This is a genomic window from Niallia oryzisoli (assembly GCF_036670025.1).
GTDB lineage: Bacteria > Bacillota > Bacilli > Bacillales > Cytobacillaceae > Bacillus_BD > Bacillus_BD oryzisoli.
Window position 1 is genome coordinate 4,907,995 of the sequence record NZ_CP137640.1, and the last position, 23,314, is coordinate 4,931,308.

Sequence of the window (23,314 nt, forward strand, 5' to 3'; positions counted from 1 at the left end):
CTGTTTCCCCCTTCCTTAGATTAGTTCAAATACTCCGGCAGCACCCATTCCTCCGCCGATACACATGGTGACAATGCCAAACTGCACCTGCCTCCGCTTCATTTCATGCAAAAGCGTCAATGTCAATTTTGTTCCTGTACAGCCAAGTGGATGTCCTAACGCAATGGCACCGCCGTTCACATTCACTTTTTCTTCATCAAAACCAAGTTCACGGATGACCTGCAGCGACTGGGATGCAAAGGCTTCATTTAATTCAATTAAACCGATATCAGAAAGCTCCAACCCGGCAAGCTTTAAGGCTTTCGGTACTGCGGCAACTGGACCAATGCCCATGATTTCCGGAGGAACCCCCCCTACGGCAAACGACCTGAGCTTTGCCAGCGGCTGCAAGCCTAATGATTTGGCCTTTTCATGGTCCATAACCATCACGGCGGCAGCCCCATCACTCATTTGCGAAGCATTGCCTGCTGTAACGGTTCCATTAACCGAAAAGGAAGGACGCAGTTTTGCCAATGCTGCCAGGTTGGTATCAGGCCGAACCCCTTCATCTTCATGAAATGTGATGGTCGTTTCCTTCAGCTTATAATTGCTGCTAATAGAGCGGACAGGAACCTCCACCGGTACAATTTCATCGACAAATTTGCCTTCCGAAATCGCCTTGGCTGCTTTTTGATGACTTCCAACGGCAAATTGATCCTGATCTTCTCTTGAGATTCCGAACTTTTCCGCTACTTTCTCGGCTGTATGCCCCATGCTCATGTAATATTGAGGTGCTTCTTCAGCCAATTTGACATTCGGGCGAACAACATGACCCATCATTGGTACAAGACTCATCGATTCGGCGCCGCCGGCAATAATCGTATCCGCATGTCCCAGCATAATTCTTTCGGCACCATAGGCAATTGACTGCAGGCCTGACGAGCAGTAACGGTTAATCGTAATTGCAGGTACTGTATACGGCAGACCTGCAAGCGCTCCGATATTTCGGGCCATATTCATTCCCTGCTCTGCTTCAGGCATGGCACAGCCAATAACCAAATCATCAATATTTCCTTCATACCCTCCGGCCCGCTTTAACGTTTCTTTTACCACAAGTGCTCCTAAATCATCCGGTCGAACGGTTGCTAGCGTTCCTTTTTTTGCCTTTCCAACCGGAGTTCGGGCTCCGGCTACAATGACCGCTTCATTCATATCTGTCTCTCCTTCCCTTTTTCTGTGCCCATTGCCATCTTTTGCACTATTGTTAATTTCGAAGCGGCTTTCCTTTTAGAAGCATATGCTGCATGCGTTCTTGAGACTTTCGTTCCGCTATGAGGCTTAAAAAGGCTTCTTTTTCCAGCTGGAGCAAATACTCTTCCTCCACATTTGTTCCGTACGGCACCCTTCCTCCTGCAATCACATAGGCAAGCTTTTTTGCTATTTTCAAATCATGATCCGAAATGTAACCGGATGTTCTCATCGCCTGTGCTCCCAGTAAAAGGGCTGCATAGCCAGTTTCACCGACAACGGGAATTTTTTGTTTAAGCGGCGGTTTATAGCCTTTTTCGGAAAGAGACAGTACGGCTTGCTTGGCATCATAAAGAAGAAAGTCGTCATTGACACTGATTCCATCATTCTCATTTAAAAAGCCTCTTTCTCGCGCCTCTATGCCTGATGTAGAGACCTTTGCCAGGGCAATCGTTTCGAATACTTGATTGGCTACCTTTTGTAAGTCAATTTCAACCTCTTCTGGAATGGAATGGAGATGTTTTAAATAAAGCTCTTTATTTCCCCCGCCGCCTGGAATAAGACCAACACCAGTTTCAACAAGTCCGATATAGGTTTCCATTGAAGCCTGGATCCGAGCTGCCGGTAAACAAACCTCCGCCCCGCCGCCAAGTGTCATCGCAAATGGCGCGGCTACAACAGGCTTTGTGCTGTATTTAATTTTCATCATTGTTTGTTGAAAGGATGACACAATCCACTCTAATTCAAATAATGAATCGTCCTGCGCCTCCATCAGAATCATCGCTAAATTGGCGCCGACACAAAAGTTCTTTCCCTGATTCCCAATAACAAGCCCTTTATAATGCATCTCCACTTCATCAACAGCGAAATTGATCATTTGTAAAATATCAGGTCCAATAGCGTTATTCTGCGAGTGGAATTCAAGCAAGGCAACACCGTCGCCAATGTCGATTAAGCTGGCACCACTGTTCTTTTTGATCACGCCTTTTTGCTGCTTGATTTTTGCCAGGTTGAGAATCTTTGGATTTTCCTTAATTGGGCGGTATTCTCCGTTATGATAAAAATGCCGGTTACCGTTTTCTTCTTTATAAAAAGATGTACAGCCCTTTTGCAGCATTTCCTTAACTAAATCGGGAATGCTTGCATTTGCAGCTTGAAGCCTTTGAATCGATTCCTCGAGACCGATGCTGTCCCATAGCTCAAACGGCCCTTGCGACCAGCCAAATCCCCATTTCATAGCCTGGTCAATCGAAACAATATCATCGGCAATCTCACCGTGCAGCTCGGCAGAATAGAGCAGGACGGGTATCAGAATATTCCATAACAGCTTTCCAGCACGGTCCTCACTAGATAGGAGCATTTTCATTTTATTATCGATGTTTTTTTCCTGTTTACTGCGTTCAACAGCGTCTGTTATTAATTTTTTCCGCGGCATATATTCCAATGTAGCTGGATCCAGCTCAAGGATTTCCTTCCCTTTTTTCAAGTAAAAACCCTGCCCTGATTTGCTGCCTAACCAACCATTTTGCAGCATGCTTTTCATAAAAGAGGGAATTTCAAATACCTGCTTTTCATGGCCTTCGGTTTGCTGATAAACGGTATTGGCAACATGGGCAAAGGTATCAAGTCCAACGACATCAAGCGTTCGGAACGTGGCACTTTTGGGCCGGCCGATCAAGGGACCTGTAACAGAATCCACTTCCCCGACACTATAATCGCCGTTTAACATTTCTTTCACTGTAACAAGCAGCCCATACGTTCCAATCCGGTTCGCAATAAAGTTGGGGGTATCCTTTGCAATGACCACACCTTTACCAAGCCGCTCCTCCCCGAATTGTTTCATAAACGTTACTACATCCGAGTTTGTATCCTTTATTGGAATCACTTCAAGCAGCTTTAAATAGCGGGGCGGGTTAAAAAAGTGGGTTCCGAGAAAATGCTTTTTGAAATCAGCTGAGCGCCCTTCCGCCATGGCTTCGACGGAAATTCCGGAAGTATTGGAACTGACAATACTTCCAGGTCTTCGATATTGATCAACCTTTGTTAAAAGCTGCTTTTTAATATCAAGGTTCTCGACTACCACCTCGATGATCCAATCCGCCTCATTTAAACGGTGCAGATCATCTTTTAAATTACCAGCTTCAAGAAGAGAAAGATTTTTTACCGATGTTAACGGTGCAGGCTTTTGTTTTAAGAGCTTTTGCAGCGATTGTTCACTTATCCTGTTGCGGACTTGTTTATCTTCAAGTGTTAAGCCGATCGCTTTTTCACTATCCGTTAATTGAGATGGAACGATATCGAGCAGCAGTGTCGGAATCCCAATATTAGCGAGGTGGGCCGCTATTCCCGAGCCCATTACGCCTGATCCGAGGACTGCTGCTTTTCGAATCGATTGAATCATTGTTAAAGCCCTCCTTTTGAATGAATGAATCTACTTTTTGAGGGGGAAAAATCTTGGTGAAAGTTTTGTTTTACTTATAAAATATATTGAATTTTTGAACAATCATTCCGGAAAATAAAGAAAAAAATGCCCTGCAAGGAATTTTACATAAAAGGTTAAGCTAAGCATGGAGGTGAAACCCATGGTAAAAAGAGTGAAGAATCCATCAAGAGCAGCAGTTAGTGCAGCAAGCATTAAAGGGAATGCTGGACCAGGTGGAGAGTACAATGACCGCGATAAAGTAAACAGTCAAAATAATCAATATAAGAAGTAGTCATTAACGAAATTAAAGGAGGATTGAACATGCAGCAGCAATCAAACATGAATATGAATACACAAAATCAAGGCATCTTGTATCAACAACCGCCAGCGGTCATTTCAACAAAAGACACCTTATATTTAACGGATATGCTTTCATGGAATCTATTGGCAATGAAAAAGGCTCATTTTTTTGCTCAGCAATGTCAAGACCCTGAAATTGCGTCCGAGCTGGAACGCTGCGGTCAAATGCACCAGCGTCATTACGAAAGAATCCTTTCCCATTTGAACGTTCAAAATCAACAACAACAACCGTCGAATAACGGAATGATGTAATTACTTTTTCGGAGGTGTACAACGTGAATCAAAACCAAAATCAAAGCGGACAAAGTCAAACAATCGCAAATCCTAAAACAACGAAATTACAGAAAACACCACAAATGAATGACCGCGATTTCTTGAACGATGCATTAGCAACGGAAAAATATATAACCAATAATTATAGCATTGCGCTAAATGAGGCCAGTCACGAAGCGCTATATCAAGACCTTTTGTCTATTTGTACGGAAGCGCAAAATGAACAACGTCAGCTCTATAATCTCATGTTCAAAAAAGGCTGGTACAAGCTTGAGCAGGAAGATCAGCAAAAGCTCCAGCAAAAACATCAGCAATTCTATAATTACACCACCACCCAATTCCCTTATGGAGGCGGGCAGCTGCAATAATACAAAAGCCGCTTTGAACAATTCAAAGCGGCTTTTGTTAATCCGTAGTTGAAAACATATATTTTTTATAATGATAGCGGATCGAGAATATCAGTCCGAGCGCCAGCATATTTCCCATTAACGAGCTGCCTCCATAGCTGATAAACGAAAGTGGAATCCCGGTAATTGGCAAGAGTCCGATTGTCATGCCGATATTTTGAAATACGTGGAACGTAATCATACTGATGACACCGACACAAATGTATGAATAGAAGTGATTCTTCGTTTCCATGCCCACTTTTGTAATATGATAAATCAGCAAAAAGAATAAGCTGACTAAAATACTTGCCCCAATAAAGCCAAACTCTTCCCCTACAACACTAAAGATAAAATCGGTATGACTTTCCGGCAGGTACACGTCTCTTGTTCCGAAGCCTTTTCCCGACGTTTCACCGGACCCAATCGCCAGTAAGGAGCGGGTAAGCTGGAAACCTGTTGAACTTTGGTAATTATAAGGATCAATCCATGAATAGATCCGCCCGAATTGATACTCTTTAACCCCAAGATATTTTTCCAGTATCTCGGGCTTCCAAAGGACAAAATAGAAAATAACCGTAATGAGGGCAGCAGCACTGCCGAATATCGTAACAAGTATTTTCCATGAAATTCCGGAAATAAACAGCATGCCTAGTAATATTGCCATCAGTACAAGCGATGTTCCTAAATCAGGCTGCTGCATCACCAATAGCAACGGCAGCATTGTCACAAATCCAAGCTTCAATAAAAGCCATAAATCGGTCTGGATCGTTTTTAACAAATACTTTTGATGGTGCTCCACGATCACACGGGCAAGCGCCAGAATGAGGAACACTTTAAAAAATTCCGATGGCTGCAAGGATCCCATTCCCGGAACTTTATACCAGCTTTTTGCACCATTAATGACCGGGGCAATACTGTCCGGGGCCACAATCAGAAAGGCTAATAAGAAGTTCCCAAAGCCATACGCATACCATGAAAGCTTCTTAAGCTGATCAGAATCGAGTGTGATGACAGCGGCAATAATCCCCGATCCGACAATATACCAAACGATTTGCTTTAATAAGAAGTTTTCACCGTATTGCCCTGTCTTTTGGGCACTGTAAATGGAAATACAGCTGGCTAGGCATAATAGTAGTAATATAAGGACAAGACTGAAGTCTAGTCTTGATGTAGATTGTTTATTTGTCATGCTTCTTCACCTTCTAAGGAGCTGCTTTAAAATAACAGTCCATTCATTATCACTTTCAATTCTTCATTATATTTTTATTTTCGACAAATCTCAACAAAATCATTGATAATGGATAATATTACACTCCATCACTCCATCATTTTACCTATACTTTATGAAAATTTAATGAACATAATATGAACGAATGATCATTACCCTAACAAAACTAAACAAAACTAAACAAAACCAATTGTTTTTAGACAAAACAATATGATAAACTTTTTTTTGCATGCGTCCCAAAGACATAATGTTATATTTAGTAAGAAAGGAGATGCCCATGAATGAAATATATACTCCTGATGAAGTAGCCAAGCTGTTTAAAATATCAAAACATACTGTCTATGAATTGATTAAACGCGGGGAGCTTCGTGCCTTTAAGGTTGGAAATAAAATGCGGATTGAGCAGAATGAAGTCAATCGATATAAACAAGAGATGGAAACAGCACCCGCTCCGAAACCAGCCGCAGCCCATGCGATTCGTCTTGCCGGCAGCCATGATTTTCTCATCGAGCATTTAGTTAAATATGCAGCACGGCAAACACAAGGTTTATCGATCCACCCTACATATGTTGGCAGTCTTGAAGGACTGATGATGTTATATCGAAATAGTTGTGATGCAGCTGCCATACACTTATTAGACCCTTCTTCAAAGGAGTATAACATTCCTTTTATCAAACAGCTTTTTGTCCATGAGCCGATCACGGTTATGCGGTTTGCTTCGAGAGTCCAGGGCTTTATTGTCGCAAAAGGGAATCCCAAAAACATAAAAAGCTTTCACGATCTAACAAGGGAAGACGTCGTTTTTGTTAATCGGCAAAAAGGGTCTGGTACCCGCTACTTAATCGATTATCATTTAGCCGAAGAAGGAATTGATCCTCAAGTCATACATGGCTATGACAATGAGGAATGGACTCATTCTGCAACGGCATCACTTGTTAACGGAGGAAAAGCAGACGCTGCTTTTGGCATACAATCGGCAACAGAAAATCTCCAATTAGATTTTATTCCTGTCATGAAGGAACAATTCGATCTTGTTTTCCGGTGGACAGAGCAAAATCAAGCGACATTAAAGCAATTCATCGATATGCTTACCGACACAGCGTTTACTGATAGTATGCAGAATAAAGCGGGCTATGATGTATCTGAGTTTGGAACTATTATTTACGACCATAGATTAAGGAGCTAGAACCATGAAAAAATTCAATCGATTTTTAGCAGTAAGTCTCTTCGCTTTGTTATTGTTGGTTTTAGGGGCTTGCGGAAATAACAATGATGCGGCAGATAAAACAACTGACAACAAGGATAACCAAACTGAGCAGGCTGCAGATACGAAAGAAAAGGCTGAAACAAAGGATCTTATTTTAGCAACGACAACGAGTACACAGGACACAGGTTTATTAGACGAACTGATTATCCCGATGTTTGAAGAACAAAATCCAAATATTAATGTAAAAACCATTGCTGTTGGTACAGGACAGGCGTTAGAAATGGGTACAAAAGGTGAAGCAGATGTATTGCTTGTTCATGCCCCTGCTTCAGAAGAAGAAATTGTTGCAAGCGGCGATGCGATTAACCGTCAGCTTGTGATGCATAATGATTTTATCATCGTCGGACCTAAGGATGACCCTGCTGGAATTAAAGGATTAGCGATTTCAGAGGCTTTTGCAAAAATCATGAGTGAAAATGCGGTCTTTGTTTCAAGAGGCGATGACTCTGGTACACATAAAAAAGAGCTTGAAGTATGGAAAAAAGCGAACTTAACACCTACTGATAACGCATCCTATCTTCAAACAGGACAAGGAATGGGTGCTACATTACAAATCGCCAATGAAAAGAGCGGCTATACTTTAACTGACAGAGGAACTTGGTTAGCGCAGGAAAAGAATTTAACAAACCTACAAATTTCTGTTGAAGGTGATGAGGAATTAAAAAATATTTACCATGTGATGCAGGTAAATCCTGAAAAGCATGATAAAGTATACGCAGAGGGCGCAGAGAAATTTGTTGACTTTATGATCAATAATGATACACAAAAAGCTATCGGAGAATTCGGCAAGGACAAATATGGTCAAGCCTTGTTCTTCCCGGATGCTAAATAATAGAGATATAATAAATAAAGGATGGCGGTAAGTCTATAATACTTACCGCCACCCTTTTATTTACGAAAGAGTAGGAAGTTGGTTGGTTGAATGGATCTTATTATAGAAGGTTTATTAAAAGCAGTTGAATTGATTACATCTGGGGACAAGGGTATTTTTGAGGTTAGTTTTCTCACCCTCCGTGTATCCTTTACAGCTATCCTTATCAGCACAATCATTGGCATTCCGATTGGAATTGTTTTAGGGCTGGCGCGGTTTAAAGGAAGAAAACTCATTCTCGCCTTTATCAATATTGGCATGGGACTGCCTCCCGTCATCGCCGGTCTGACGATTACGATGCTGCTGTGGCGTTCAGGCCGATTTGGAGACTACGCCCTATTATATACTCCGACAGCGATCATTTTGGCGCAAATCCTGGTTTCCCTTCCAATTGTAACTGGGTTAACAAGCTCCTCTTTTCAGCAAATCAATGATAAAATGCTCCTGCAGATTAAAGCACTTGGAGCGACAAAACTACAAACCTTATTCATTTTATTAAAAGAGATGCGGATTGCCTTATTGGCCGCGATTATGGCCGGTTTTGGCCGTGTGATTGCAGAGGTCGGTGCCGCCATGATGGTAGGGGGCAATATTTTAGGCGAAACACGAATCTTAACAACCTCCATTATGATGGAGGTTTCAAAAGGAAATTTCGATATTGCCATTGCCCTTTCCTTTATTTTAATGGCGCTGGCCTTCTTGATCACGTTCAGTCTAACCTCGCTGCAGCAAAGGAGGCGGATGGAATGACGGAAATGATCAGAGCAGAAAAGCTTGAATTTCAAGTACCAAGCCGAAACATCCTTTCGATTCCAGAGCTTGTGATTGAAAAAGGACATGTATATGGAATCATGGGTCCAAACGGGGCTGGAAAAAGCACCCTGCTTAAGCTCCTTTCCCTGTTAGAGGCTCCTACTAACGGAACGATTTATTTTCACGGGGAAAAGGTTTCTGCCCAGACGGTTACCCTTGATCAGCGGAGAAAAATTGCTATTGCCCTTCAGCAATCGCTGCTGCTTGATTCGACCGTTTTTCAAAATATTGCCGTCGGGCTCAAGATTAGAAAGCAGCCGCGGAAAGTGATTAAGGCAAAGGTGTTTGAATGGATGGAAAAGTTTAATATTGCCCACTTGGCCGATAAGCATGCATACAAGCTGTCTGGCGGGGAATCACAGCGGGTTAATTTAGCAAGGGCCATGATTCTTGAGCCTGAGCTGCTCTGCCTGGACGAGCCGTTTTCCGCACTAGACTTTCCAACCAAAATGAAGCTAGTTGAGGATTTTAAATCCATTTTAACAACGTCAGGCACAACCGTTTTATTTGTTAGTCATGATTTACTTGAGGTTAAATCATTAACAAATGAATTATTTATCTTAATGAACGGTGAATTGCAGCAGCACGGCTCCACAGAGGATGTCATAGCCAATCCAAATGCATCCACTCAATCCTTCATCAATGAATGGAAAAGCTATTTAACCTTATAATTAAGGCTTTGTTAAAGCAGAATATTGATTTATTGTAAGCAGGTTGATTGTAGTGGAAGGCACGAAGACTCCTCGAAAATTCTATCGAATTTTCTCGTGCGTGGGCGGATTCGAGGAAGTAATTCAATGTCCTGAGGGAGAAGCGGGATAGGAGTGATCCTGCTGAAACAAAGTGTCGAGGAGGCTCGGCGGTCGCCCTAAGGTGCGCGAAGTGCCTGGAACGGAAATCAACAACTATGTTAAACATAACCATAATTAAAAAGAAGCCGTATGATTCAGTCATACGGCTTTAAAAAAAATATAGGAGGTTTTGGGTTTAACGGTAAGGACAAACTTAAGTTGTCCTTTACTATTACATATGAAGCTTGTTCACTATTTGTACAGGCGTTTCACCAATATTTGAAAAAAGGGCTTTAACAGGACTAAGCAATAAATAGCTTTGTATAAAAATCGCTCATATGGGTCACACTTATAATAAGTGTAAACCCCCCTTTAACCTCCTATTAATGGAGGTCTTTTTTCATTTTAGACCTCCCACTCTATTTACTCCATCACTTACCGCTGATATCCATTCAATTGAGGCAGCTGCGGCAGCCATCTTTTCATGTAAACATCAGCAATCCTATTTAATAGCCAGACCGGCATTTTCTTTGGGCAGAGACCTTTATTATAGTATTTATAAAAGACCTTTTTTAAATCGTCCCATTGATGACAATCTTTTTTTTGTCCAAAGCGGGCTACATCAATAAGCTTAATTTCACCTTCCCTGGTTAAAAGGATATTTCTCAAGTGGATATCAGAAGGATTTAAGCCTCTTTGCCTTGCCAGGAACAGGGCATGATCAACCGCTTCAATATGCTGCGGATAAATGATATGCCCCTTACTTAAGCAGTCAAAAAAAGTAACTCCGCGCAGATAATCAATGACTAAATAATTTTCACCTGCATCATACAAGGAGGGATAATAATCCATTCCCTGCAGGACCCGATAAATTCTTGCTTCTTCCTTTGCGATCGCAGTAAAAGGAGGGAAAAAAACTTTAATCACTTTTTCAGTTGCTTTGATTCTAAATACATAGGCACTTCTACCGGCACCAACAAACTCCAAATCCTCATGCTTTCCTGTTAGTATCGTTTTGGAGCCTCTCCTTGAAAACGTAACACTGCGAGCAAGTTCGCTATATGATTTCAAGTAGTACTCCTTCCCTTTTCTTGATTTGATAATGTAAATTACGCATTCACCTTTTTCGTATTATCTGAAGCTGTTTCAGATGCTGTTTCCTCTTGGTGATCCTTTGAAAGGAACCAGCCTGCAGCTGCGATACCGACTAATACAATGTAGAATGTTGCTTTCCAGGCTGTTGAGTGAGAAAAACCTTCTGAAACAACTGCTACAGCCGGATGTGATAAGGTTTGAACGAGAAGCTTCACTCCAACCCATCCGACGATAACAAAAGCAGCAATCTCCAAACCAGGTTTTTTAGCTAACAATTTGACGAACATATTGGCAGCAAATCGCATGATCACTAGGCCAATAAAACCTCCGGCAAAAATAACAATGAAATGACCGGCATGCATTCCGCCGATTTCTCCCATATTAGGAATAAGAGGAAGTGTGACTGCCAACGCAACTGCCGCTAAGATAGAATCAATGGCAAACGCAATATCGGCCACTTCGACTTTTAATACAGTCATCCAAAAGCCGCTTTGCTTCTTAGGCTTTTCGATATGAGCTTCTCCTTCTGGTTTCTTTTTAAGAAAATGTTTATATAGATGATTTAAGCACATGAAGATCAGATACGCCGCACCAAGCGCTTGAACCTGCCAAATATCAACAAGAAACGAAATAACAAATAATGATCCAAAACGGAATACAAACGCTCCTGCTAACCCATAAAATAATGCTTTCCTGCGCTGCTCCTCCGGTAGATGCTTCACCATAATTGCCAGCACCAATGCGTTATCGGTTGCCAGCAGTCCTTCTAACACAATTAAGACTAATAAGACCCATCCATACTCCATCAATAATGAAAATTCCATTTTTTAACCTCCTTGAAAATATTCTGTTCGCTTTGACTATTGTAACGAGCTTTTCATTTTCAAGTTTCGGTCCATATCGCTCGACTGCCAGAGAGTTTCTTCATAACTTCTGTCTTAACGATAACTAGGGTCCATGCCGATTTATTTCCCATATACTCTCCTCCCATCGAAACAAAATAAAAAGACCTTTACCAATAGTAAAGGTCTGATTGCACAAATAAAAAGACCCTGCCTATTGGTAAAGGTCTTGCTAACAACTTTAAAAGTTGCCAACAAAGCCGGGAGCACAAACTCCGTAATGACGACTTTGCTGTAAAAGCTACTCCCCTTTAGGGAAAACTCTTATTCTGATAAGGTAATAATAAAGAGTCTTTGAAAGAATGTCAAGAATATTCTTTTTCTCTTTTAGAAAAAAGAGGTTTAATTTTTTTATTTTCATAGTATAATAATATAATTTGATTTACTTCAACACGTGGTTCGAGACCCTCCCACGATAAAAAACTAAGGAGAGATTCTTATGAATATTAAAACCCTTGCAGTAAATGGCATTGTCGCAGCATTATATATTGCTGTAAGCTTTGTCATCCAGCCATTTGGCTTCACGAATGTTCAATTTCGTGTCTCCGAGATGTTCAATCATCTCATCGTATTTAACAAGAGATTCATTTATGGGATTGTCCTTGGTGTATTCTTAACAAACCTGTTCTTTTCGCCGATGGTCGCCTATGATCTTGTTTTTGGTGTCGGACAGTCGATTGTTGCCCTTTTAGTAACGATTTTCTCCACTCGTTTTATTAAAGGCATCTGGTCCCGTATGGCTTTTAACACGATTGTATTCACCTTTACGATGTTTATTATTGCGTTTGAGTTGAACCTAGCATTCGGACTTCCATTCTTATTTACATGGCTAACGACGGCTGCCGGGGAACTAGTTGTCATGGTTGTTGGGGCACCAATTATGTACGCTGTAAATAAGCGGGTAAACTTTAAAAAAATGATGGAACCTTCCGTCTCCATTTCAGATCATAAAGTTATTTCACAATAAGACTGACACGTATGTCAGTCTTATTTTCTTGCTTACCGTTCTTTTTACTAGGCTATAATGAAAAGACCGAGTGCTGGGAACACTCAGTCTTTTATAGTCATTATTTTGTTTAGAGTACATCCATTTGTACTTTTTTATTTTTTTAAAGACTTTCGTCGATTGCTTTAACCATTTCAGCTACAGAAACAAGTCCGCCGCCAGATAGGTACCAGTAATTTGGATCAAGATACACGATGCGGCCTTCTTTAAATGCCTTTGTTCCTTTTACAAGGTCATTGTTCAGAACTTCTTTTGCAGGACTTGCTGCCTGGCCGGTTGTAACCACTGCACCACGGTCAACTACATATAGGATATCAGGATCTTTTTCAACTAGGTATTCAAAAGATACACTTTGACCATGCGTAGATACTTCAATATTTTCATCAACCGGTTTTACGCCAAATACATCATGGATAATTCCAAAGCGTGATTCTGGTCCATAAGCACTGATATTTCCTTCATCAATTAAAGTTACTAATGCTTTTTCCTCTAAACCTGATGCTTTTTCCTTTAATGCATGAATGCTTTCATCAATTTTTGCTAATTCTTCTTTTACTTCTGCTTCCTTATCAAAGATTTGACCTAGGATTTCAGTATTTTCCTTAAATGATTCCATGTACTTAGTTGTATCAACACCTAGATAAATCGTTGGTGCAATTTCTTGGAAATCTTCATATAAATCTTGTTGTCTTCCAGAGATGATAATTAAATCAGGCTGAAGCTCGTTAATTTTTTCAAAATCAGGTTCTTTTAAAGAGCCGACACTTGCATATTCATCAGAAGTGTATTTTTCAAGCTGGGTAGGTACGGTACCTTCCTTTGGCAATGCTGCTACTTCAACTCCTAATTTATCTAAAGTTTCTAATACACCAAAGTCAAACACAACTACTTTTTGCGGATTTACCTTTACAGACGTTTCACCTAATAGGTGCTTTACAGTAATTTCTTTTGCTTCAGCTGTCTCTTTCGGCTCTGTTGAGTCCGTGTTTTTGCTTTCTTCCGTTGATGATTCTGAGCTGCATGCTGCTAATAACAGCACAAATATTGCTAAGACAAAAACCATTAATTTCTGCTTCATGTTTTACACCTCATAGTAATTTTATATATTGTATCATTATGTTTACGATCGAAAGAACCTTCTCCCATGATCACAGCCCTTCAGAAAGGCGCGCACGTATCTATAATCAATTGTGAGAATATTTCTCAATCGAATGCAAACAGAAATACCTATGCATAAAAAACACAGATTTTATTGTTATCGATATATTCGATATTAATGTCCATATCGTAAATACTCTTTAACACAGATGGTTTAATAATTTCATCTGTCGGACCTTCCTGAACAACCTTTCCATCCTTTAAGGCCACAATGTAGTCAGAATAACAGGATGCAAAGTTAATGTCATGGATAACGATGACAACGGTTTTTCCCAGTTCATCTACAAGTCTGCGTAAAACCTTCATAATTTGAACAGAGTGCTTCATATCTAGATTATTCAGCGGTTCATCAAGAAGAATATATTCTGTATTTTGAGCAATAACCATAGCGATATAGGCTCGTTGTCTTTGCCCGCCGCTAAGTTCATCCAGGTACTTTTCCTGCATATCTGCAAGCTCCATATATTGAATAGCTTCATCAACAAATTCCCAATCTTCTTTTGTTAAACGGCCTTGTGAGTAAGGGAATCGTCCAAAGGAAACTAGCTCTCTAACGGTTAAGCGGACATTGATATGGTTGGACTGTTTCAAAATCGATATTTTCTTGGCCAATTCATTACTCTTACAGGATGACAGCTCTTTATCATCGATATGAATAATGCCCTCATCAGCTAAAATCAAGCGGCTGATCATTGATAATACGGTACTTTTCCCAGCCCCATTGGGACCAATAAAGGAGGTAATCTTCTTCTTTTGTATTTTCATCGTTACCCCGTCCACCACTTTTTTAGTTCCAAAACGCTTAGTCAAATTTCTAACACTTAACATATCGCTTCTCCTCCTCACTAGGCTTTTCTTTGTTTTAATAAAAGATAGATAAAGTAAACTCCGCCAATAAAATTAACAATTACACTTAAGGTTGTTGAGAAAGTGAATACCCGCTCAACGATAAGCTGACCGCCGACTAGTGAAATAATACTGACAAAAATAGACCCAAGAATTAAAAAAGTATGCTTATACGTGTTAAATAATTGATACGTGACATTAACAACTAATAACCCTAGAAAGGTAATCGGACCTACAAGTGCTGTGGCGATCGAAATTAAAATGGCAACAACGACAAGTAAACGCTTTACGATCCGATCATAGTCTACACCTAAATTAATCGCTTGCTCCTTCCCTAATGAAATAACATCGAGATATTTCATAAATGGAAGGGAAAAGAAGGTAACAAGGATAATGAGAATAGCAGAAATAAGGAGTAAATCACCATTAATATTATTAAAGCTGGCAAACATTTTATCTTGAACTCTCATAAACTCATTTGGATCGATGAGTACCTGCATAAAGGACGAAATGCTTTGAAAAAAGGTACCAAAGATAATTCCTATGAGTAAAAGAAAATAAAGATTATTGCCTTCTCTTTTGAAAATGATTTTATATAAAATTCCTACAAATAGAACCATTAGGGCAATGGAGATAAAAAAGTTCACGTTTTTGCTCATTAACGAATAAGTTGAACCAAATGCAAAAACCAAAACCGTTTGAATCATCATATAGAGTGAATCAAGACCAATGATACTTGGTGTAAGAATTTTATTGTTGGTAATCGTTTGGAATACAATGGTGGAAAAGGCGATTGCCCCTCCGGTTAAGACCATAGCTGCAATTTTTTCCGTTCTTTTCGATAGCACATAATCCCAGGATCCTTTTACATCTGTAAACAAAAAGACCGCAATGAGAATGGCTGCTGCAATGAATAGTATTCCGATTTTTGTCCAATTACGCATAAGCCTTTCTCCTCAAAAGTAAGTAGATAAATATTGCGCTTCCAATGACACCTACGGTTAAACCAATTGGAATCTCATATGGATAAATAACCAAGCGTCCGAAAATATCACAAACTAAAATAAACACAGCACCAAGTAATGCAGTATGGGAAAGATTCTTTTGCAGATGATCCCCATTATATATAGAAACGATATTCGGAATAATTAACCCTAGAAATGGAATCATTCCCGCTGTTAAGATTACCACAGCTGACATCATGGCCACCAAACTTAAACCGATATTGACAACCTGCTTATATTTAAGGCCGAGATTGACAGCAAATTCCTCGCCCATACCGGCAACGGTAAACTTATTAGCAAAAAGATAAGAAAGCACAACAAGCGGGATACTGATGTAAATAAGTTCATACTGTCCTTTCACTGTCATGGAAAAATTCCCTTGCAGCCAAGAGGTCATGTTCTGGATTAAATCATTTTTATAAGCAAAAAATGTTGTGATAGAAGTTATAATATTCCCAAACATTAAACCTACTAACGGAATAAATACGGCATCCTTAAATTTTACCTTATCTAGTATTTTCATAAAAATGAACGTTCCCAGTAAGGCAAAGACGAATGCCAAACTCATTTTAACCATTAATCCGGCTGTTGGAATAAACATCATCGCCATCAGAATGCCAAAGCGGGCCGAATCCTCTGTACCTGCCGTTGTCGGCGAAACAAATTTGTTATGGCTTAGCTGCTGCATGATTAAACCGCTGATGCTCATCGCTACACCCGCGATAATAATGCTGACAAGACGCGGGACTCTCGCTGAGAAGAAAATTTTGGCTTCTTCTTCATTCATTTGGAAGATGTCTAGTGGTGAAATACCGGATACACCAATAAACAGCGATATACATGATAAAAGGATAAGCAATATGAGTAGGTATCTTTTCTTCATCTGTTTTCCTAACTTTCTTCTAAATATGTAAATAGGATTGTTTAATAATGAGATTCATTATCAATAAAAGTTATTGAGAAACATTATCACTATTAGTCAAAAAAAATAATGTCGTCATTTATTAACGATATAATGAGATTCATTATCAATCTAGTATAAAATAAAAATCACATCGTTGCAGATGAGATTCATTATCAATTAATCTTTATACATAAAATTCTAACATTTATTTGTCTTATGTCAATGTTTTTCATGAAAATTTTTCACATTAAAGAAAACGTTTTCAAAATAGTAGTTCTATTAAAGATTTCATTTATATTAAAAGAATCATATATACATTTTGTTTGGTGAAAACGTTTAGGACAACTCATATATGTCCTACGTATAATACAGTACACGCGAAAGTAAGCGTGAACATAATAAAAATAAGGAGTGACAATACAGCAATGTAATAGGGCCCCTGAAAGGAGGTGTCGACGTGACACAATTCACCTTTTGGTTTACCATTCTTTCATTCTTGTTAACAATGGTTCTGATTTTTTGGAGACCTAAAGGAATCAACGAAGCCATTCCGGCTACGCTTGGGGCAATTCTTATCTTCCTGTGTGGTAGTGTCTCGCTGGCAGATATTGAAGATATTAGTTCGAAGGTGACCGGAGCAGCCATAACGATTATGGCAACAATGGTAATGGCCATCGCCATGGAAAGCATCGGATTTTTCCATTGGGTTGCTGCCAAAATATTGGAAGCAACAAAAGGTTCAGGGAAAAGACTATTTTGGATGACGAACCTTTTATGCTTCTTAATGACTCTATTCTTAAATAATGACGGGAGCATCCTCATCACTACACCTATTTTGCTGATGTTATTACGGAAGCTTGGCTTAAGTGATAGGCAGAAATTCCCCTATTTAATAAGCGGAGCATTAATTGCAACAGCCTCAAGCGCACCAATTGGAGTTAGCAATATTGTTAATCTTATCGCACTGAAGATCATTGATATGGACCTCTATCTCCATACCGCGATGATGTTTGTTCCAGGAACACTAGGATTGCTTTTATTAGCTACCCTTCTTTATTTCTACTTCCGCAAAAAATTACCTGCATCCATTACTCTATTTACCGAACCAATTGAATATTCTCAGCTGGGTTCAAAACAATCTTTACAATCCCTGCCCAATCTAAGTAAAACAAATCAATCAAGATTAATGTTTGCCGTGATTGCCTTTGTTTTCCTTGTCAGGATCTCATTATTTATTGCATCATATGTAGGGATTTCAGTCTCCCTTGTAGCTGTTCTAAGTTCCATCATCCTGCTATCGTGGCGCTGGATTTATTTAAAGGTCAATCCAGTCGATTTATTGAAAAAAACACCTTGGCACATCTTCGTGTTTGCCTTCACGATGTATGTCATCGTATATGGGTTACAAAATATTGGTTTAACAGATTTCTTAGTTGAGTTTCTAGAGCCAATGGTTGCAGACAGCCTATTTCATGCAAGTTTAATCATGGGTACCGCTTTATCCATTTTATCCAATATTTTTAATAATCACCCTGCATTAATGATCGGTACCCTCTCTTTGACACAAATGGGACTCGATCCAATCACACTGAAGACCATTTATTTAGCCAATATTATTGGAAGTGATATGGGGTCCCTATTATTACCAACTGGAACGTTAGCTACACTGATTTGGATGTACATCTTAAAGCAGCATCATGTGAAAATTTCCTGGAAAGAATACTTGAAGGTGACTGTTCTGGTCATTCCCATTACCGTTGCCTTTACCTTGGTTGTCCTATTTATATGGATTGAGTCGATTTTCTATTAAAAAAAGTAACACCTGAATGAAAATACGCAATCAGTACAAAAAAAATTCCTTTTCTTCTGAAAAGGAATTTTTTGTAGTCTGCCAATTTTTGAATCTCCTAGTCTTTAGTCCGTTAGCGACGCCGCTTTTTTTTCAATGGGCCATGTTTTACTTTTTTCTTTCCTTCAAGAGAGTATCTGTTTTTACGTTTAGCTCTTTTTCTGTCCATAGGTCCATTATCTTGTTCTTCTTTTTTATTCTCATCTTTTTCCTCTTCTTGGCTCTTTTTCATAAAACCTTTAGGTCCAGAACTTACACTTCTAATATGGAATGGATCCACACGTATGACTTCCTCGTTTCGTGTAAGCTTATAATATCCATCATCAAGGAATAGGACTCCTTCAATCGCTTCTGGACCGCCGCGATTAATGGAAACCCATTTATTTTCAAAATGATGAAGTACATCATATAAATCATCTGCAGTAATCATGTTTTCTTCCATGTTCTCTCTATCCATAACTTCCTTTGAAGATAGGCTTACACTTTTAATATGGTGAGGATTCACATAAACAAGACCATCATCTTCTGAATCTACAACCACGAACCCTTGTCGGACGGACAACAGCATTCCATGAATAGACTCAGGTCCTCCCTGGTTTAATTTAATGACTTGATTTTCCATTTTCTTCAGCAATTTGTGAAAGCTTTTTGCTGAAAACAATTCAACTTCTCCTAAATCATCATGTTGATGGTGCGGCGGTTTTGGCTTTGTTGGAACACTAATACTCTTGATATGTTCTACTTGGTAATAGATTACCGAATGTTTCGCTGAAAGCGCCACATAGTCTGATTGGACATCTACTAATACACCATGCTTAGCCTCTGGTCCCCCGCGATAAATTTTTACGTCATTTCCTAGTAAAGATTCAAAAAATGCACGGTAAAAACGTGATTTTGAACTATGGTCAGCTTCCTTGTGTTGATCATTCTTACTATTGCTCATCATTTATCCTCCTTATAAACCTCAAAATGGTTAGATATACTACATGTATACGTTTGGTAGTACAACTTTGCATGATGAACAAACCTATACACTGAAATATCAACAATTACCTAAGGTGTAAGGCATGGAATAATTTTTATAAATTTATATGGTTAAAAGTATTTGAATTATCTGAAATTAACTGATATAATTGAAAAAAGGTTAAGGAGTTGATTTCCAAATGAATAAGTACTCTCTAAATGCACCCCAACAAACTGAGGTAATTGATGATTCACTATTTGCTGAAATGGTGTTAGACAAAGCGCTACGCGATTTCCAGAAAGAGCAAATATTAAAGGAAATCGACTTATCGTTACGTGACAGAAACAAAGAACAATTTTTAATTTTAACAGAGAAATTACAGAAGTTCCTTGAATAAAAATAATAATAATAGCAAATTCCCGATTTCAATCGAAATCGGGTTTTTTATGTTTTGTGTTTCTTTTTGCCTAGTCTATTAGTTGCAAAAGTAAAAAATTGCAACTTTTTCGACAAACACTACGAAACTTTTCTTATAATTAGGCGTATCTAGTATAGGAAAACAGACAAAAGGGTGTGGATTATGAAATTTCGAAATCCTGTTTTGGAATATCGTCTCCGTAAAGGGAACGATCACTATGTTCCCATTTACCATTATCGGGAGATCGAGCTCGAACAAATTTTAGCTAGACGAGAATGTGAGTTTTTTGTAAAGGATGGTGTGACATATAAACAGCTGTCCTCCGCGATTGAGGATGAACTCTTCATCATTTATGTAGAAATCTATGAAGAAGGACCGCCGGAACCTGCTATCTTAACCCAGGATGGTATACTGCTTGAGATTCGTGAATGGAATGCGATCAAAGGTCATCCACTTATTATGTCCGAATATGTTACCAATCATTTGGATGTATTAAGTACCATTGGCAGTGTCTATACATACCATCAATGGAAGGAGTGGGAACGTGATTCTGCAGAGATTGATGAGGATCGTAAAGCATATGTGTTGTATGTAACACCAACAGGCTATTCCATAACTGAATAAAGAGAGGGGATTAAGATTGAATAAGACAAAGAAAATGATGAAAGGTGTCGTTGCTGCTGCACTCGTTTCTTCTTTAGCAGCCTGCGGGGAAGACCGACCTTCAGAGCCTACAGGCTACGATTGTGATGATTGGGACTGGGATAAAAAAACAGGTACCTACTACTGTGATGATGACGACTCCTATTATGGCGGCAGATACTATCACAACGGCTCCTTTTATTCTAGTAAAAAGTCACTAACCAGCAGTCCGAGTTATAAATCATACCAAAGCTCTTACAAATCTGGAATTGGCAGCGGATCAAAAGGCGGATTCGGGGGATAAACATGAATACGTTTCGTCAGGAAAGACAGCGCTTCTTTGAAGGAATCGATGGATTTTGGCATGACCTCTTCGATACAGAATATGCTTTATGGGATGTCAAAAAAGAAACACCTGCTAGGATTCAAACCATTAGAAAGGCAACAGAACGAATCGGATATATTTTATTTAAAACGGCACCGCTCTTACGGAATTTAGATGAAGAAACACTGCTTCAGCTAGGTTTTCCTAAGCCAGCCCTTTCCTTTATCAGACTGCAGACGCTCCCCTTCGAGAGTGTGATTGCCCGTATGGATTTAGTGGTTATAAATGAAGAAATAAAGCTTCTTGAGGTCAATTCGGATACACCAACTTTTATCAAAGAAACCTTTGCTGTTAATGGGGAAGTATGTAAAGCATTCGAATTGAAAAACCCGAATGAAGCTTGCGAAGAAAAACTTCGTAAGGCAGTGAGGCTAACTGTTAAAAAGGCTTTTCTTTCACTTGGAAAAAGAAAAAGTCCAAACATCGTCTTTTCTTCACACGATGACCATGAAGAAGACCGATTAACAACACAATATTTGCAGGAACTATATGGGTTACATAGCCAGTATCTAAGTCTCGGCCAGCTGCGCCTTGTAACAGAACCGATAAGGGAAAACGGAGAAATCATCATTGATAGAGGTCTTTATGATAACCAGGGTGAAATGATTGATGTTCTTTATCGGCAAACCTATCCGATTGAACATCTCGTTGACGATGAAGATCCAGAAACGAAAGTAAAAGTTGGACAGGAATTAATGAAGCTTGTTGAAGAGAAGAAATTGGCTGTTATCAATCCGCCTTCTGCCTTTCTACTGCAATCTAAAGCAGTACTGGCATTGATATGGGGATTACACGAAGAACTGCATTCCTTTTTTACAGAGGAAGAGCATAATTGGATTCATACTTACTTTTTACCAACCTATTTGGATGAAGTCTATTTTCTTAGACAAGGACTCTCCTATGTAAAGAAGCCTTCCTTTGGACGTGAAGGAGACACCGTTGAGATTTTTACAGGCAGCGGCGAGATAGTGGAAGAAGATGCTCATAAAACCTATCAGGATTCATTGCCCGTCTATCAACAATTTATCAAACTTCCAAAAACCGTCGTTCAAACCTTACAAGGGAAGAAAAATGTTCATTATATGTATGGATGTTTCTATGTTAACGGTCATGCAAGTGCCATCGGTATCCGTGCCGGAAGACAAATTACAGACAATGAAGCCTACTTCCTTCCAGTAGGCATTGAAAACGAGGAGGAAAAACAATAATGGAATTTATTTCATCAGACAGTTTTTTAAGTTTTTTGGCTCATGTTGGAACAGGCCTAGGTTTAATTATTATCGGCCTAGTTGCCTTCGCCTTTACAACAAGGTTCTCAGAATGGCAGTTAATTAAGGAAGGTAATACGGCTGTAGCGTTAAAGCTATGGGGAAAAGTCATCGGTTTGGCCATTACGCTGTACACAGTTTGGGGTGGAAGCGTCAATCTTCTTGATGCCTTTGTTTGGGGCTTAATCGGGATAATTACCCAGGTCGTTGTTTACTTAATTATTGAATATATTTTAACACCAAAATCAACGAACCTTGCGAAAAAAGTGGAAGAAGGCAATATGGCAGTAGGCTTCAGTCTTTTCGCTGCAGGTATTACTGTTGGTTTAGTCATTGCAGGCAGCTTAACGTATTAATTGAAATTTGTTACATAAGTCGGATCTTGGAGAATCTCCTTGTTCCGGCTTTTTTTGTTTAGAATTCCTCTCTTTTTAATCCACTCATAATCTTTCCAAATAAGGTAACAATAAGCTGGAGACTTAACGGCCAAGGAGATTACATCAGTGTTTAATCTTTTTAAAAATAAAAACAAAGAAAAAGGAAGTACAAAGGAAATTTTCGCTAAATCCCATGATTTTAAGACCGTTGAATATACAAATGAAAAAACAAAGGTTTCCTTTTGCTTAACATTTCTTTCCACACTTGTGGAGGAAAAAAACATTCGCGAGTGTGCTCTTCCTAATTTGTTAGAGAAAGAATTTCATAAACTAGAGGATACAAAACAGATTCTTCCTTTTTCCGATATCCAGTTTTCATCGGATCCTTCAAAAGTTGAAGAAAAGCTCTTAAGCGGAACGGTATTGTCATTGGAACAGCAAGGGTTGAAGCGGGTCTAACAAGCAACGTTCTGCTCATTTTTATTGCCCTTGCTGCGCTGGCTTCTTTTACAACGCCTGTATATAAAATGGGCAATACGATCCGTTTGCTGCGTTTTCCATTTTTACTCTTTGCCGAACTGTGGGGGCTTTTGGGTATTTTGGTTTGCTTCCGCTTTTTAATAGCTCATCTCATTCGATTAACATCACTTGGAAGACCATTTTTAGAACCGATTTATCCATTAAGAAAACAAGATTTGAAAGATTCATTGATAAGATTACCCTTTTCAACACAAAGTAAACGGCCATTCTTCTTACGAACAAAAAATCGAACCGTTTTTCCGGGAAAGCTGCTAAGGAAAAAAAAGATATCGAAGAATAGAGGGAAGCTCATAAAATAACGGAAAAGACATTGAAGTA

25 protein-coding genes, 1 pseudogene and 1 riboswitch are annotated in these 23,314 nt (G+C 39.3%); of the genes and pseudogenes, 16 read left to right on the forward strand and 10 right to left on the reverse strand.

From position 1 onward, the window contains the following. Positions 1-15: 15 nt before the first annotated feature. Positions 16-1,191 carry an acetyl-CoA C-acetyltransferase gene (locus tag R4Z09_RS24620; RefSeq protein WP_338449334.1) on the reverse strand — a complete coding sequence of 392 codons (1,176 nt, stop codon included), beginning with the start codon at positions 1,189-1,191 and terminating at the stop codon, positions 16-18. A 52-nt stretch (positions 1,192-1,243) separates the two neighbouring features. Further along, complete coding sequence (locus tag R4Z09_RS24625) at positions 1,244-3,628, reverse strand: 3-hydroxyacyl-CoA dehydrogenase/enoyl-CoA hydratase family protein (RefSeq protein ID WP_338449335.1); 2,385 nt, start codon at positions 3,626-3,628, stop codon at positions 1,244-1,246. A gap of 181 nt (positions 3,629-3,809) precedes the next feature. Here R4Z09_RS24625 and R4Z09_RS24630 point away from each other — a divergent pair, with 181 nt between their 5' ends. Genes R4Z09_RS24630 through R4Z09_RS24640 form a run of 3 tightly spaced genes read left to right on the forward strand, consistent with a single transcriptional unit; the run spans position 3,810 to position 4,650 of the window. Beyond that, the gene (locus R4Z09_RS24630) at positions 3,810-3,941 is read left to right on the forward strand and encodes a YuzL family protein (RefSeq protein WP_338449336.1); all 132 of its coding nucleotides are present in this window, start codon (positions 3,810-3,812) and stop codon (positions 3,939-3,941) included. Positions 3,942-3,970: 29 nt separating this feature from the next. Next, a complete protein-coding gene (locus R4Z09_RS24635; protein WP_338449337.1) occupies positions 3,971-4,261 on the forward strand; it encodes a hypothetical protein in 291 nt (96 codons plus the stop codon). Between the two features lie 23 nt (positions 4,262-4,284). Then, positions 4,285-4,650: a spore coat protein gene (locus R4Z09_RS24640; RefSeq protein WP_422392215.1), complete on the forward strand. Its 366-nt coding sequence runs from the start codon at positions 4,285-4,287 to the stop codon at positions 4,648-4,650. A gap of 37 nt (positions 4,651-4,687) precedes the next feature. On the opposite strand, the gene R4Z09_RS24645 is transcribed toward R4Z09_RS24640, so the two are convergent. After that, on the reverse strand, positions 4,688-5,857 hold the full coding sequence (locus R4Z09_RS24645; RefSeq protein ID WP_338449338.1) for an FtsW/RodA/SpoVE family cell cycle protein: 1,170 nt from the start codon (positions 5,855-5,857) through the stop codon (positions 4,688-4,690). A 316-nt stretch (positions 5,858-6,173) separates the two neighbouring features. Here R4Z09_RS24645 and R4Z09_RS24650 point away from each other — a divergent pair, with 316 nt between their 5' ends. From R4Z09_RS24650 to R4Z09_RS24665, 4 genes are all read left to right on the forward strand, one after another. Then, a complete protein-coding gene (locus R4Z09_RS24650) occupies positions 6,174-7,082 on the forward strand; it encodes a helix-turn-helix transcriptional regulator (protein WP_338449339.1) in 909 nt (302 codons plus the stop codon). A gap of 4 nt (positions 7,083-7,086) precedes the next feature. Continuing rightward, positions 7,087-7,995, forward strand: a complete 909-nt coding sequence (locus tag R4Z09_RS24655) for a substrate-binding domain-containing protein (protein ID WP_338449340.1) — start codon at positions 7,087-7,089, stop codon at positions 7,993-7,995. Positions 7,996-8,085: 90 nt separating this feature from the next. Next, positions 8,086-8,784: an ABC transporter permease gene (locus R4Z09_RS24660; RefSeq protein ID WP_338449341.1), complete on the forward strand. Its 699-nt coding sequence runs from the start codon at positions 8,086-8,088 to the stop codon at positions 8,782-8,784. Continuing rightward, a complete protein-coding gene (locus R4Z09_RS24665; protein ID WP_338449342.1) occupies positions 8,781-9,518 on the forward strand; it encodes an ATP-binding cassette domain-containing protein in 738 nt (245 codons plus the stop codon). Before R4Z09_RS24660 ends, R4Z09_RS24665 begins: the two co-directional genes overlap by 4 nt. Positions 9,519-10,073: 555 nt before the next feature. On the opposite strand, the gene R4Z09_RS24670 is transcribed toward R4Z09_RS24665, so the two are convergent. Both R4Z09_RS24670 and R4Z09_RS24675 read right to left on the reverse strand, forming a co-directional pair. Further along, positions 10,074-10,709, reverse strand: a complete 636-nt coding sequence (locus R4Z09_RS24670) for a protein kinase family protein (RefSeq protein WP_338449343.1) — start codon at positions 10,707-10,709, stop codon at positions 10,074-10,076. A gap of 38 nt (positions 10,710-10,747) precedes the next feature. After that, the gene (locus R4Z09_RS24675) at positions 10,748-11,557 is read right to left on the reverse strand and encodes a TerC family protein (RefSeq protein WP_338449344.1); all 810 of its coding nucleotides are present in this window, start codon (positions 11,555-11,557) and stop codon (positions 10,748-10,750) included. Positions 11,558-12,023: 466 nt separating this feature from the next. Further along, positions 12,024-12,068: riboswitch (PreQ1 riboswitch) on the forward strand. A 6-nt stretch (positions 12,069-12,074) separates the two neighbouring features. Between R4Z09_RS24675 and R4Z09_RS24680 the strand changes: the two genes are divergently transcribed. Then, positions 12,075-12,602 carry a QueT transporter family protein gene (locus R4Z09_RS24680; RefSeq protein WP_338449345.1) on the forward strand — a complete coding sequence of 176 codons (528 nt, stop codon included), beginning with the start codon at positions 12,075-12,077 and terminating at the stop codon, positions 12,600-12,602. Between the two features lie 142 nt (positions 12,603-12,744). Here the strand turns inward: R4Z09_RS24680 and R4Z09_RS24685 are convergent, their stop codons facing one another. The 4 genes from R4Z09_RS24685 to R4Z09_RS24700 form a co-directional block, all read right to left on the reverse strand. Beyond that, complete coding sequence (locus tag R4Z09_RS24685) at positions 12,745-13,719, reverse strand: siderophore ABC transporter substrate-binding protein (RefSeq protein WP_338449346.1); 975 nt, start codon at positions 13,717-13,719, stop codon at positions 12,745-12,747. A 149-nt stretch (positions 13,720-13,868) separates the two neighbouring features. After that, positions 13,869-14,627: an ABC transporter ATP-binding protein gene (locus tag R4Z09_RS24690; RefSeq protein ID WP_338449347.1), complete on the reverse strand. Its 759-nt coding sequence runs from the start codon at positions 14,625-14,627 to the stop codon at positions 13,869-13,871. 17 nt (positions 14,628-14,644) lie between these two features. Continuing rightward, a complete protein-coding gene (locus tag R4Z09_RS24695; RefSeq protein WP_338449348.1) occupies positions 14,645-15,589 on the reverse strand; it encodes an iron chelate uptake ABC transporter family permease subunit in 945 nt (314 codons plus the stop codon). Beyond that, positions 15,582-16,532, reverse strand: coding sequence for an ABC transporter permease (locus tag R4Z09_RS24700; RefSeq protein ID WP_338449349.1), 951 nt, complete (start codon positions 16,530-16,532; stop codon positions 15,582-15,584). The genes R4Z09_RS24695 and R4Z09_RS24700 overlap by 8 nt, the downstream gene beginning before the upstream one ends. A 526-nt stretch (positions 16,533-17,058) precedes the next feature. On the opposite strand from R4Z09_RS24700, the gene R4Z09_RS24705 reads away from it, so the two are divergent. Continuing rightward, a complete protein-coding gene (locus R4Z09_RS24705; RefSeq protein ID WP_422392318.1) occupies positions 17,059-18,363 on the forward strand; it encodes an arsenic transporter in 1,305 nt (434 codons plus the stop codon). A gap of 112 nt (positions 18,364-18,475) precedes the next feature. Here the strand turns inward: R4Z09_RS24705 and R4Z09_RS24710 are convergent, their stop codons facing one another. Continuing rightward, complete coding sequence (locus tag R4Z09_RS24710; protein ID WP_338449350.1) at positions 18,476-19,345, reverse strand: hypothetical protein; 870 nt, start codon at positions 19,343-19,345, stop codon at positions 18,476-18,478. 220 nt (positions 19,346-19,565) lie between these two features. Here R4Z09_RS24710 and R4Z09_RS24715 point away from each other — a divergent pair, with 220 nt between their 5' ends. From R4Z09_RS24715 to R4Z09_RS24740, 7 genes and pseudogenes are all read left to right on the forward strand, one after another. Further along, positions 19,566-19,763: an IDEAL domain-containing protein gene (locus R4Z09_RS24715; RefSeq protein ID WP_338449351.1), complete on the forward strand. Its 198-nt coding sequence runs from the start codon at positions 19,566-19,568 to the stop codon at positions 19,761-19,763. A gap of 183 nt (positions 19,764-19,946) precedes the next feature. After that, positions 19,947-20,408: a hypothetical protein gene (locus R4Z09_RS24720; protein WP_338449352.1), complete on the forward strand. Its 462-nt coding sequence runs from the start codon at positions 19,947-19,949 to the stop codon at positions 20,406-20,408. Between the two features lie 16 nt (positions 20,409-20,424). Then, positions 20,425-20,730: a hypothetical protein gene (locus tag R4Z09_RS24725; protein WP_338449353.1), complete on the forward strand. Its 306-nt coding sequence runs from the start codon at positions 20,425-20,427 to the stop codon at positions 20,728-20,730. 2 nt (positions 20,731-20,732) lie between these two features. After that, positions 20,733-22,019 carry a glutathionylspermidine synthase family protein gene (locus tag R4Z09_RS24730; protein WP_338449354.1) on the forward strand — a complete coding sequence of 429 codons (1,287 nt, stop codon included), beginning with the start codon at positions 20,733-20,735 and terminating at the stop codon, positions 22,017-22,019. Continuing rightward, on the forward strand, positions 22,019-22,435 hold the full coding sequence (locus R4Z09_RS24735) for a DUF350 domain-containing protein (RefSeq protein ID WP_338449355.1): 417 nt from the start codon (positions 22,019-22,021) through the stop codon (positions 22,433-22,435). The genes R4Z09_RS24730 and R4Z09_RS24735 overlap by 1 nt, the downstream gene beginning before the upstream one ends. Positions 22,436-22,582: 147 nt before the next feature. Beyond that, complete coding sequence (locus R4Z09_RS31185; protein ID WP_422392216.1) at positions 22,583-22,915, forward strand: hypothetical protein; 333 nt, start codon at positions 22,583-22,585, stop codon at positions 22,913-22,915. Beyond that, positions 22,876-23,276: pseudogene (locus tag R4Z09_RS24740) on the forward strand (spore germination protein); the annotation flags it as partial. The gene R4Z09_RS31185 and the pseudogene R4Z09_RS24740, both read left to right, overlap by 40 nt. Positions 23,277-23,314: the final 38 nt, after the last annotated feature.

What these genes read in the sequence shown, in the direction of transcription:
- R4Z09_RS24650 (WP_338449339.1), top strand. Translation starts at nt 6,174, where the DNA reads ATGAATGAAATATATACTCCTGATGAAGTAGCCAAGCTGTTTAAAATA.
- R4Z09_RS24685 (WP_338449346.1), bottom strand. Translation starts at nt 13,719, where the DNA reads ATGAAGCAGAAATTAATGGTTTTTGTCTTAGCAATATTTGTGCTGTTA.
- R4Z09_RS24705 (WP_422392318.1), top strand. Translation starts at nt 17,059, where the DNA reads ATGGTTCTGATTTTTTGGAGACCTAAAGGAATCAACGAAGCCATTCCG.
- R4Z09_RS24700 (WP_338449349.1), bottom strand. Translation starts at nt 16,532, where the DNA reads ATGAAGAAAAGATACCTACTCATATTGCTTATCCTTTTATCATGTATA.
- R4Z09_RS24675 (WP_338449344.1), bottom strand. Translation starts at nt 11,557, where the DNA reads ATGGAATTTTCATTATTGATGGAGTATGGATGGGTCTTATTAGTCTTA.
- R4Z09_RS24630 (WP_338449336.1), top strand. Translation starts at nt 3,810, where the DNA reads ATGGTAAAAAGAGTGAAGAATCCATCAAGAGCAGCAGTTAGTGCAGCA.
- R4Z09_RS24710 (WP_338449350.1), bottom strand. Translation starts at nt 19,345, where the DNA reads ATGAGCAATAGTAAGAATGATCAACACAAGGAAGCTGACCATAGTTCA.
- R4Z09_RS24720 (WP_338449352.1), top strand. Translation starts at nt 19,947, where the DNA reads ATGAAATTTCGAAATCCTGTTTTGGAATATCGTCTCCGTAAAGGGAAC.
- R4Z09_RS24695 (WP_338449348.1), bottom strand. Translation starts at nt 15,589, where the DNA reads ATGCGTAATTGGACAAAAATCGGAATACTATTCATTGCAGCAGCCATT.
- R4Z09_RS24690 (WP_338449347.1), bottom strand. Translation starts at nt 14,627, where the DNA reads ATGTTAAGTGTTAGAAATTTGACTAAGCGTTTTGGAACTAAAAAAGTG.
- R4Z09_RS24645 (WP_338449338.1), bottom strand. Translation starts at nt 5,857, where the DNA reads ATGACAAATAAACAATCTACATCAAGACTAGACTTCAGTCTTGTCCTT.
- R4Z09_RS24680 (WP_338449345.1), top strand. Translation starts at nt 12,075, where the DNA reads ATGAATATTAAAACCCTTGCAGTAAATGGCATTGTCGCAGCATTATAT.
- R4Z09_RS24625 (WP_338449335.1), bottom strand. Translation starts at nt 3,628, where the DNA reads ATGATTCAATCGATTCGAAAAGCAGCAGTCCTCGGATCAGGCGTAATG.
- R4Z09_RS24620 (WP_338449334.1), bottom strand. Translation starts at nt 1,191, where the DNA reads ATGAATGAAGCGGTCATTGTAGCCGGAGCCCGAACTCCGGTTGGAAAG.
- R4Z09_RS24660 (WP_338449341.1), top strand. Translation starts at nt 8,086, where the DNA reads ATGGATCTTATTATAGAAGGTTTATTAAAAGCAGTTGAATTGATTACA.
- R4Z09_RS24635 (WP_338449337.1), top strand. Translation starts at nt 3,971, where the DNA reads ATGCAGCAGCAATCAAACATGAATATGAATACACAAAATCAAGGCATC.
- R4Z09_RS24730 (WP_338449354.1), top strand. Translation starts at nt 20,733, where the DNA reads ATGAATACGTTTCGTCAGGAAAGACAGCGCTTCTTTGAAGGAATCGAT.
- R4Z09_RS24735 (WP_338449355.1), top strand. Translation starts at nt 22,019, where the DNA reads ATGGAATTTATTTCATCAGACAGTTTTTTAAGTTTTTTGGCTCATGTT.
- R4Z09_RS24715 (WP_338449351.1), top strand. Translation starts at nt 19,566, where the DNA reads ATGAATAAGTACTCTCTAAATGCACCCCAACAAACTGAGGTAATTGAT.
- R4Z09_RS24665 (WP_338449342.1), top strand. Translation starts at nt 8,781, where the DNA reads ATGACGGAAATGATCAGAGCAGAAAAGCTTGAATTTCAAGTACCAAGC.
- R4Z09_RS24655 (WP_338449340.1), top strand. Translation starts at nt 7,087, where the DNA reads ATGAAAAAATTCAATCGATTTTTAGCAGTAAGTCTCTTCGCTTTGTTA.